This window comes from Microcystis sp. M31BS1 (genome assembly GCF_020245285.1).
GTDB lineage: Bacteria > Cyanobacteriota > Cyanobacteriia > Cyanobacteriales > Microcystaceae > Microcystis > Microcystis panniformis.
In genome coordinates this window covers 1-8,135 of record NZ_JADBVE010000150.1, presented here as the reverse complement: position 1 = coordinate 8,135, position 8,135 = coordinate 1, and the positions used below count along the sequence as shown (strand labels likewise).

General features: G+C 41.3%; 10 protein-coding genes and 1 pseudogene. 8 read left to right on the top strand and 3 right to left on the bottom strand.

Translation table 11 applies throughout. The annotated features are described in order from the left end of the window. Nucleotides 1-698: pseudogene (locus IM509_RS08460) on the top strand (RNA-guided endonuclease InsQ/TnpB family protein); the annotation flags it as partial. Between the two features lie 18 nt (nucleotides 699-716). Here the strand turns inward: IM509_RS08460 and IM509_RS08455 are convergent. Beyond that, nucleotides 717-1,169: an SRPBCC family protein gene (locus IM509_RS08455; protein WP_002771258.1), complete on the bottom strand. Its 453-nt coding sequence runs from the start codon at nucleotides 1,167-1,169 to the stop codon at nucleotides 717-719. A gap of 104 nt (nucleotides 1,170-1,273) precedes the next feature. Between IM509_RS08455 and IM509_RS08450 the strand changes: the two genes are divergently transcribed. The 3 genes from IM509_RS08450 to IM509_RS08440 all read left to right on the top strand — a co-directional run bounded on the left by IM509_RS08450 (nucleotide 1,274) and on the right by IM509_RS08440 (nucleotide 3,014). Continuing rightward, on the top strand, nucleotides 1,274-1,636 hold the full coding sequence (locus IM509_RS08450; protein ID WP_052275417.1) for a cupin domain-containing protein: 363 nt from the start codon (nucleotides 1,274-1,276) through the stop codon (nucleotides 1,634-1,636). 5 nt (nucleotides 1,637-1,641) lie between these two features. Then, on the top strand, nucleotides 1,642-2,487 hold the full coding sequence (locus IM509_RS08445; protein WP_052275418.1) for a prephenate/arogenate dehydrogenase: 846 nt from the start codon (nucleotides 1,642-1,644) through the stop codon (nucleotides 2,485-2,487). Between the two features lie 68 nt (nucleotides 2,488-2,555). Continuing rightward, complete coding sequence (locus IM509_RS08440) at nucleotides 2,556-3,014, top strand: nitrate reductase associated protein (RefSeq protein WP_052275419.1); 459 nt, start codon at nucleotides 2,556-2,558, stop codon at nucleotides 3,012-3,014. A 393-nt stretch (nucleotides 3,015-3,407) separates the two neighbouring features. Here the strand turns inward: IM509_RS08440 and IM509_RS08435 are convergent, their stop codons facing one another. Then, entirely contained in the window at nucleotides 3,408-3,599 is a 192-nt protein-coding gene (locus IM509_RS08435; protein WP_002758191.1) for a DUF2949 domain-containing protein, read from the bottom strand. A gap of 482 nt (nucleotides 3,600-4,081) precedes the next feature. Between IM509_RS08435 and IM509_RS08430 the strand changes: the two genes are divergently transcribed. Then, nucleotides 4,082-5,059, top strand: a complete 978-nt coding sequence (locus IM509_RS08430) for a glycosyltransferase (RefSeq protein ID WP_185237188.1) — start codon at nucleotides 4,082-4,084, stop codon at nucleotides 5,057-5,059. Between the two features lie 183 nt (nucleotides 5,060-5,242). On the opposite strand, the gene IM509_RS08425 is transcribed toward IM509_RS08430, so the two are convergent. Further along, complete coding sequence (locus IM509_RS08425) at nucleotides 5,243-5,428, bottom strand: hypothetical protein (protein ID WP_139294327.1); 186 nt, start codon at nucleotides 5,426-5,428, stop codon at nucleotides 5,243-5,245. Between the two features lie 277 nt (nucleotides 5,429-5,705). Here IM509_RS08425 and IM509_RS24340 point away from each other — a divergent pair, with 277 nt between their 5' ends. The 3 genes from IM509_RS24340 (at nucleotide 5,706) to IM509_RS08410 (ending at nucleotide 7,965) form a co-directional block, all read left to right on the top strand. After that, on the top strand, nucleotides 5,706-5,870 hold the full coding sequence (locus IM509_RS24340) for a DUF4351 domain-containing protein (RefSeq protein WP_072924171.1): 165 nt from the start codon (nucleotides 5,706-5,708) through the stop codon (nucleotides 5,868-5,870). Nucleotides 5,871-5,940: 70 nt separating this feature from the next. Beyond that, the gene (locus IM509_RS08415) at nucleotides 5,941-7,413 is read left to right on the top strand and encodes a BCD family MFS transporter (protein ID WP_185237189.1); all 1,473 of its coding nucleotides are present in this window, start codon (nucleotides 5,941-5,943) and stop codon (nucleotides 7,411-7,413) included. Nucleotides 7,414-7,527: 114 nt separating this feature from the next. Beyond that, nucleotides 7,528-7,965, top strand: a complete 438-nt coding sequence (locus IM509_RS08410) for a pentapeptide repeat-containing protein (protein WP_012267829.1) — start codon at nucleotides 7,528-7,530, stop codon at nucleotides 7,963-7,965. Nucleotides 7,966-8,135 lie beyond the last annotated feature (170 nt).

The following is an 8,135-nucleotide window of genomic DNA, read 5'->3' as shown; positions in this document are numbered from 1 at the left end:
ATTTCTTCAAGGGAAAAAACAGTCTAAAAACTATCACAAGCAACGGATAAAAGTAGCTAGGCTTCACCTGAAAGTAGCAAGACAACGTAAAGACAACGCAATTAAAGACGCTTTGGCGTTAGTCCAGTCTAATGATCTGGTAGTCTATGAGGCTTTAAAGGTAAGAAACTTAGTCAAAAACCGTAAGCTGGCCAAGTCGATTTCTGATGCTTCTTGGTATCAATTCACTGAATGTTTGAATTATTTTGCCAAGATTTATCGGATTGTTTGTGTTGCTGTTCCTCCCTATTTTACTAGCCAAGATTGTTCAGTTTGTGGGACGAGAGTTCAAAAAACCTTAAGCACTAGAACTCATCAATGTCCCAATTGTAAAACAATCTTAAGTAGTCATGCAAAATTAATTACCTGCCCGATCGAGCTAAAACCCTTACGGGGCAATGATCGTCATGTGTAAATAATTTTGCCTAGGTACTTAGATAGGGATCATAATGCAGCCATCAACATTCTTAAAAAAGGGTTGAAATATTTGGGAAATTATCTCAACGGTACTGTTGGGCAAACAGAAACCGACCCAAACGCATAATAGAGAGTCCGACCTCTGGGTTTTTAATGGAGACATTGAGAATCTAAGCTGTCTCGTTGAACAAGGAATTTCCGATAGTGATAGGTCAAGAATCCCCCGTCACAGCGTAGCTTGACGGTGGGAGTATGTCAACTCACCTTGGCGGCGTATTATTGACAATATTGAGCGCATAAAGGCGAAAACGCTCTAGATCAGCTTGCAGGGTTGATTCTACCACTCGACCGAGGAAAAGATTATCCATCAATTTTCCTAACCAACCGGGTATAGCATAGGCTGCTGTCAGTCGCACAATACTCCTACCATGACGATCATAAAAACGAATCGCCCCGCGGTTAGGCAACCCGTCCACGGATTCCCATTGAATAATCTGGTGGGGGACAATTTTCATTATCCGTGACAACCAAGTAAATTCTAGACCACCACTGGCTAACTTCCAACGGGAAAGCTCTGGCTCCTCCTCGATAATTTTCACCGATTCGATCCATTTCATCCAGTGGGGCATTTGTTCTAAATCTGACCAGAGTTCCCAAACCAGATCGATCGGCGCGTCCACTTCCACCTGTACACTATGTTCTAACCAAGTCATTCGTTAATTCTGGCGATGCTGAATATTTCTATGATAACGGCTATTAGTCTTTAGCTTTTCACTCAATGATAAAATAAAAACAATCTTCGAGGTTTAATTGTACTATGTTAATCAGAAAACTGCTCGAATGTGAGGAATTCATCGCTGGTGATCATACCCGATTGCGCGAGTTATTGCATCCCGATAAACAGCCGTTAAATCTACGTTATAGTTTAGCCCATGCGCAGGTAGATGTGGGGGAAACTTCTATTCCCCACGCTTTAAAAACTGCGGAAGTTTATTATATTCTGCAAGGACAAGGGGAAATGCACATCGATGAGGAAGTGCAATTAGTGACTGTCGGTGATGCAATTTATATACCTCCTCTAGCTAAACAATATATTCATAATTGTGGAGAGGAACCCTTAGTTTTCTTGTGCATTGTCGATCCTGCTTGGCGACTGGAAGACGAAATTATCTTTGAGTAAAACTAATGAATATTGGCATTATTGGACTGGGTTTAATCGGTGGTTCCTTGGGGTTAGATTTCCGCTCACAAGGTTATAAGGTTTTGGGAGTTTCTCGTCAACAATCAACCTGTGATATTGCTGTAGAAAAAGGAGTGGTAGATGAATCTAGCACCAGTTTAGAATTATTAGCTACTGCCGATTTAATCTTTATCTGTACTCCTATACATTTAATTGTGCCAACTTTGGAAAAATTAACTCCCTATTTACAAACCCAAACCATTGTCACCGATGTGGGATCGGTTAAAGAGGCAATTGTAGCCAATTGTAGTCAATTATGGCCAAATTTTGTCGGTAGTCATCCTATGGCTGGGAAAACCGAACAGGGAATTAATGCGGCACAATCGGGTTTATTTGTCAATACCCCTTATGTGATTACCCCCCTTGAATCTACTCCTAAATGTGCCGTGAAAATCTTAACTGAAATAGTAGAAAAATTAGGCTGTCAAATTTATTATTCCTCCCCCGAAGAACACGATCGAGCCGTGGCATGGATTTCCCATCTGCCAGTAATGATTAGTACCAGTTTAATCCAAGCTTGTGGGAAAGAACAAGACCCGAATATTCGCCAATTAGCGGAAAATTTAGCTAGTTCTGGTTTTCGCGATACCAGTCGCGTCGGTGCTGGCAATCCCGAATTAGGTTTAATGATGGCTAAATACAATCGTCAAGCTTTATTGATATCTTTGGCAAATTATCGGCAAAATCTTGATCAAATTGTTGACTATATTGCAGGAGAAAAATGGCAGGAAATAGAGGAAATTCTCGTCTCTAGTCATCAATATCGAGCCAATTTTCTTCAATCAAAATAACATTTTGCCCAGCAATTATACCCCAGCACTGTATCATAGATTTATCCTCAGCAAACCAATAAAATGATATGACCACCTTTTTCGACTTTGAAGCCGAATTTGTTGACTCCTTACGTTGCATACCGATGGCCGTGAGAATGAAACTAGATACCTGTGGAGTTAAATTAAAATTATCCCATTGGATGCAGTTAACTCAACCAGAAAGAATGGTATTAGTTAATATGGCTTGTACGACGGCAGCAGAAGCCAAAATCTATCGAGATTTTCTGCAAAAATTAATCACGGAAAAAACTGGCAATCCCGCAGGAGAACTAGCAATAGATACCCATCCCGCTTGGCTAGATGATAGCCAGATTCCTGATACAGTCCTAGAAAAAGCTAGAGAATTCCAGATCGAAATTAGTTTAGAACAATGGCAAAAATTGCCACCATCCCAACGTTTTGCCCTGATTAAACTCAGTCGTCCCGGTCACGAAAATCTCAACTTCTATCCGGCTCTAAAAGAGTTCCATATAGTCGATGCCTAACTCAAGGACTTAAGTAGTCGTGCAAAATAAATTTCCTAGTGAAGAAAGGCAAAGGGCAAGAGGCAAGAGGCAAAGGGGGGGTTAGATATGTGTAATTAATTTTGCCTAGGTACTTATGCCAGATTAATTAAGTTTGTTTCTACCTTACTTTCATGACAAGCAAAAAGGCGATCAAGGCGAGAAATTAGTATTTTATACCAGATCAATCTCGAATTAAAACGGGGGGAAATAGCAGATGATAGCTGGTTTAATTAGTCCCAGCAAAGGGGAGGTTTCCTACGATGGTAAACTTTAACGGGACTTAATAAATAAATTTCAGTAAATTGCCGCTCTGGGGATTGGTCATTTTTCTTAATAAAAATGATAATTAATGAGCATATTCTTGGAAAATAATTATACAGTTTCCATCCAGTCAAAAACTTGATTTAATTGCGACAAATCGATTAAACCGTACTGCCATAAAACCATCGGCAAAGAACCCACCGATGCTTCACAGAGACGCACAGCCATATCGAAGGAACGGGGGGAAATAGCTAATTTTTCCAAGAGGAAAGTGCGGAGTTGTTTTTGTTGATGAGCTTCCATGATGTAAGGATCATTGGTAATGATAATCTGATTATTGAATAACTTATCCTCTATTAAAAAGAGATGCTTCCCTCACGGGGATCACCCAATTGGGTGATTTTGTCCACCAATCGGAATAATTGAAGAATTTATCCATAATATGTCCTACTATCCCGAAATTGCTAGTGGGGATATCAACACTTTCTTTAGTTAGGGTCTGCTGAAAAAGTTTTTCGTGGGGACAGGGTGTGGGGTGTGGGGTGTGGGGTTTTACCAATTTTGAGGAGGTCAATTACCTAATTTTCAGGGAAAAAGTCCAGGAATTTTCCCCCCGATCACTCCCAGATCTGGTACTTTTTGATTTCCCCAAAGTCTAAAAGTCTTACCAAACAAGGTTTTTAGATTTATTCAGCATACCCTACTTAGAAAAACGAGAAAGGGGAACTTTTGGGATAAGCTATTGATAACCTAGTTTTTGCTCGAGTAGGAGAGAATTTCCCTCAATGAGTCATGTTCCTAAAGTTTCCGTGATTATTCCTTGCTATAATCAAGGTCGCTATCTTGATCATGCGATCGCATCTGTTTTGGTACAAACATACCAAGGCTTTGAAATCCTCGTCATTGATGATGGATCCACAGAACCAGAAACCATCGAGATTTTACAAGATTATCAACAGCCAAAAACTAGGATCATCCGCACAGAAAATCAAGGGGTTGCCACAGCGAGAAATCTAGGAATTGCCCAAGCGCAAGGAACCTATATTCTTCCCCTTGATGCTGATGATAAAATTGCCGATTCCTATCTAGAAAAAGCGGTTGCTTTGCTAGAAAGTAATGAGCAATTAGGTATAGTTTATTGCGAAGCGGAATATTTTGGCGATAGACAAGGAATTTGGCCGCTGCCTGAGTATAAATTTCCCGATATATTAGTAGATAATATGATATTTTGCTCCGGTTTGTTTCGGAAATCTGACTGGGAAACTGTGGGCGGCTACAATAGCAATTTAATTTATGGTTGGGAAGATCACGATTTTTGGTTATCTCTGATCGAATTAGGTCGAGAAGTCTATCGTATCCCAGAATTGTTATTTTTCTATCGACAAAAAGCTGATTCTATGAGTCGCTCAATGACCGCAGAACACTATATCTATTCCTACACCCAACTTTTTTATAATCATCCCCAACTTTACTCCCAAAATATCCAAACCATTTTTGCTGCTTTAGTCACCTTAAAAGTCGATATATTCGCTCAGTTGGAACAGGCTAGAGAACGAATTAAACAATTAGAAATTCATCAACAAGAATTGCAAGAAGAATTGCAAAAAACCCAATTGGATTATCGAGAAAGAGACGAGGAATTACAAAAAGCTGACAGTAAAATAGCCGCCATGGAAAAAAGTAAATTCTGGCAAGTGAGAAGAGCTTGGATTAAAATGCAAAAATTGCTAGGGTTGCTGGAAAAAGACCCAATTTATTCCTAAGGGAACTTCAACGCTAAACAAAGCTCGAATCGATTATAATCATTACAGAGTAAGCACTTGACGATTTGACGTCTGGATGACGGGGCAAAGATTTAGATCGTCGATAATTCCTCGCAGGTTGGCGATTCCTCCCTGTTTCATGGTTTCTTCTGGTTCTTTACTTTCGGTTTCCCCGTATTGAGTCTATTTTAGTCGGTCTTTGGGGTTGTAGATTTTGGCATCGGTGAGGACAATGGGGAAGATACGATCATAGAAATCTCCATTTTGTGCGATCTCGATTAACTCGAACATACAGTTACAGGAAAATGGATAATACAATAGGAAAATCTTGGCCAAAGTAGCCACAAAAATTGATAAGTAGGGAGGCACAATTATTTGTAGGATAGGTTAGCGGTAGCGTAACCCATGCTGGCGTTGGGTTTCATGCTTCAACCCAACCTACGTTCATCTTATATTTAATTCCACCCACCTACTTAATATCAAGGGGAGAACTGAAAAAAGCAATTTAGCCGTTGCTACAGCAATTCTGGCGGGGTTAGTATTAAGTAAGGAAATCACCAGAAACTTATTAAGGGAAGAAATTATGGGCGAATCAGTCATTGATCAGGACATCCAAAAAAAAGGAAGACAATAAGAAGCGGTTGCTTTGATTCTACAACTACTTAACCGTCGTTTAGGTGAAATATCCTCAACTTTAAGCCAACAAATCCAAGAACTATCTCTAGAACAATTCGCAACTTTAGGAGAAGCGCTGCTCGATTTTACCAGCTTGACAGTTCTGACCACTTGGTTATTGGACACAGAAACTTAAATCCCCAGAAGATGTCTGCTCGTCCTGCGTTAAATTTTTAAATACCGGCTTTTTTTGTATTGATTTAACCATGGCTACCAGCGATGTCTCCAATTCTACTCACTCATCCCCAAAACCCCTGCCAAAACTGGGACTTTTCACCATGTTTCGCTTAGGACTCTTTCAGATGGGACTAGGTATTATGTCCCTGCTGACTTTGGGGGTTCTCAATCGGATTATGATCGATGAGTTAAAAGTTTTACCCTTTCTCGCCGCAGCTGCGATCGCTATGCACCAGTTTGTTAGTCCAGCACGCATCTGGTTTGGGCAAAGATCCGACGGTAAAACTATTTTCGGTCATCATCGCAGCGGTTATGTCTGGATTGGGGCGGCAATTTTTACCGCTTTAGCTTTTATTGCTTTGCAGGTAGTTTGGCAATTGGGACTTAGTATTCAAACTTCGGGATGGAATACCATTTCCTACGCTTGGATTGCCCTCTTAGCCTTAATTTTCGCCCTCTACGGACTAGCTTTAAGCGCCAGTTCCACCCCTTTTGCTGCCCTCTTGGTGGATGTGTCCGATGAAGATAATCGATCGCAATTAGTTGCTATAGTTTGGTCAATGCTGATGGTGGGAATCGTCGTCGGGGCGATCGTTAGTTCTCGTTTGCTGGATACTCCCAATATCTGCGGTACAAATATTTTGACCTACGATCCGACTCAATCAGCCCCTATAGCCAATATTCCGCAGCTACAGGCGAGTATTAACCCCGTGTTCACGATTATGCCCGCTATCGTCTTCGGTCTCTGTATTTTAGCGACTTTTGGCGTAGAAAAAAAATATTCTCGTTTTAGTAGCCGGTCCACTCTTGTGCAAAGAGAGGATCAAATTACCTTCAAAGATGCCCTACAAGTTCTCACCGCTAGTCGGCAAACCGGTTTATTTTTCACCTTTCTGCTGATGATGACTTTGAGTTTATTTATGCAGGATGCAATTATGGAACCCTTTGGCGGCGAGGTTTTTGGGATGTGTATCGCCCAAACGACCCAATTGAACGCTTTTTGGGGAACCGGAACCCTTTTTGGTATTGCTGCCACGGGATTTATGCTTATTCCCCGCATCGGTAAACAAAAAACCACTAAATATGGCTGTATTTTTGCAACAATTTGTTTTATTCTCTTGATTTTTGCCGGCTTTTCTGCTAACCAAAGTTTATTAAAATCAAGCTTGCTCTTTTTCGGTTTAGCTTCGGGAATGATTACCGCCGGAGCTACCAGTTTAATGTTAGATTTAACCGCCGCCGAAACCGCAGGAACTTTTATCGGCGCTTGGGGATTATCCCAAGCGATCGCCCGGGGATTGGCCACGGTTTTAGGCGGTACGATTTTAAATATCGGTAAAGTTGTCTTTTCTAGTCCAGTTTTAGCCTATAGCTTAGTTTTCCTCCTGCAAGCATTGGGAATGATCCTGGCAGTTTGGTTATTAAGTCGCGTCGATGTCAAGGAATTTAAGGAAAATGCCCGAGCAGCGATCGCAACAGTCATGAAAGGAGAGATCGACTAGCAAAAGCAAGTAAAAGTGAGATAACAGGAGAATTAGCCCGATCGGGGGAAGTTGGTTAGCAGCTTTTTTCCTATCCTAAAAGTAGAGAAGAAAACGAAAGAGGAGGCGAAAACGATGAAAAGGACTTTAATGATTGCCCTAGGTTCCCTAGCCTCCTTACTGCTGATTAACCCCGTCGGTGCGGAAAATCCCCAACAGGTACAACAATTATTGAATACGCGGGAATGTCCGGGCTGTGATCTCCGCGGTGCTGATTTAAGGGGGGCGCATCTAATCGGTGCTGATTTGAGAAAAGCGAATTTACAAGGAGCTAATCTAGAGGAAGCTAACTTAGAGGGCGCGGATTTGACGGATGCTAACCTAGAAGGCGCAAATTTGACCGCAGCTTTTCTGACTAATGCCAGTTTCAATCAAGCTGATCTCGATGGAGTCAATTTCACCAGTGCCGTGATTTATGATGCCGATGTGACAGGTGCATCGATGGAGAGAATTAACTTGACAAATGCTCAGATTTATGGTACTGGCATCGCTGTGGGTGGTGGCAATCCCTAGATAGGGCGGGCTGAATGAATCTAAAAACCTGGCGTTGTCAAATTGAAAGATGCTCCGAATCAGCACCGGAACTGAAATTACTTTGATAGGAAAGATTACATGGCATCTTGACAATTAGTGTTTAATGAACGAATAGTGCCGATAGTTGGGCTTAAGTGGGGAACAAGAGT